This window comes from Syntrophaceticus schinkii (genome assembly GCF_000946815.1).
Lineage (GTDB): Bacteria > Bacillota > DSM-12270 > Thermacetogeniales > Thermacetogeniaceae > Syntrophaceticus > Syntrophaceticus schinkii.
The window spans coordinates 1-1590 of the sequence record NZ_CDRZ01000164.1; the positions used below are offsets into that span (position 1 = coordinate 1).

Here is a 1590-nt window from a genome sequence, read left to right on the forward strand (position 1 = left end):
GAATTGGGAAATTGTATGCGCTTGCGTTTCTCACATCTCCCGGAAAACCCGGATATACCTCGTCCAAAATCATAATTCCAAGACCCATTCCATAGCAGCTTTTGCCTGGTCTTGCTTTAATAAGGTCAATATTGCGATCTCTACCAACGTAATACATATTAACTTCTCCTTTTTATCCATTAATATAATATTAGAGATTGCTTTCATCAGCTCATCTTTTCATAATTGTGAAATATTGCCGAGAATATATTACATTTATAACACTTATCGACTATTTCAGATATATGAAATTTTGCTTTTTTCATTCTACTGCTCACAAAATGTTTTGTCAATATATAATTCATAATTATGAATAATGGTTTATCTACCATATAAAAGAGCCACCAGCACAATAACTGGCGGCTTTTCTGTATGTATGGCAAACCTAATTGATAGATAACTCTAACTTGCTATATTAGATTAAGATTTTTTCATAACCCAATAGCTGATACAATCCTCTTCACTGGAGTTGGACATGGAATGCGGAGTATTTGAACATATATAGAATGAATCACCTTCGTATAATGTATAAATGTTTGTGCCTATAGAAATCTCCATAGAGCCCTGTACCACAATTCCCAGTTCATCGTAGGCATGCCCCCATGTTTTATCATTAAAAGAGGCCCCCGGATGAAGGGTTATACACAGGCACTCCATATTGTATCTGCCATAGTTTATAGACTCACACTTTAAAAAATCGTTCTCAATAATGGTTATTTTATCAGCTTTTCTTACAATAATATGCTCTTGTTTTTGGGGTATAAGCAGATCAGTAATGCTGACTCCAAGTATCTCACAGATCCGCTGCATATATTCCAGTGTAGGGCTAGAAATGTTGCGCTCCAAGTTGCTTAAATAACCAATGGACAGTCCTGTCTTTTCGGAAAGCTCTTTTAATGTTAGATTTTGCTCTTTTCGCAGTTCTTTAAACCTATCTCCTATATGATCAAGGTAATATTTTTCCATAATAACATCCCCCTTATAAATTTATTATACAACAAAAAAGCAAATCATTCCATAATATTTCATAAATATGAACAATCATAAAACGGTAACTCACACCATTATATCTGTACACTTACAATAATATTTCATTACTATGAAATTATATATTGTTTTTTAGCTTGCTCCGTGCTAATATATAAAAAACAGTTTCATATATATGAATTTTTTAAAAGGAGAATTAATAATGAGCCATTGGTGTCCCAGCATTTTCAACGATATTATAGGTCCCGTTATGATTGGCCCCTCCAGTTCTCATACCTGTGGTCCTGCCCGCATAGGCTTTTTAGCCAGACAATTGCTTCACCATAATTTGAAAAAGGCTACTGTTGAATTTGCCAGAGATGGCGCTTATATCAATATGTACAGAGGACAGCGCTCTAATTATGGTTTTACTTCCGGCTTACTGGGCTATCGCCCCGAAAGCTACAGCCTGCACAATGCCTTCACAGAGGCAAAAAAAAGGAATGTAGAGATACTAATTTCAAGAATGGCGATTTTGAAAGCTACAGTCCCCAACCTCGCTCGATTTGACACTGGAAAGTGATT

2 protein-coding genes are annotated in these 1590 nt (G+C 35.5%); one reads left to right on the forward strand and one right to left on the reverse strand.

Going from position 1 to position 1590, the window contains the following annotated elements; all coding sequences use genetic code 11:
• Positions 1–459 precede the first annotated feature (459 nt).
• Entirely contained in the window at positions 460–1005 is a 546-nt protein-coding gene (locus SSCH_RS06830; protein WP_044664820.1) for a helix-turn-helix domain-containing protein, read from the reverse strand.
• A gap of 313 nt (positions 1006–1318) precedes the next feature.
• On the opposite strand from SSCH_RS06830, the gene SSCH_RS06835 reads away from it, so the two are divergent.
• Positions 1319–1588, forward strand: a complete 270-nt coding sequence (locus SSCH_RS06835; protein WP_408645710.1) for a hypothetical protein — start codon at positions 1319–1321, stop codon at positions 1586–1588.
• The last annotated feature ends 2 nt before the right edge of the window (positions 1589–1590 follow it).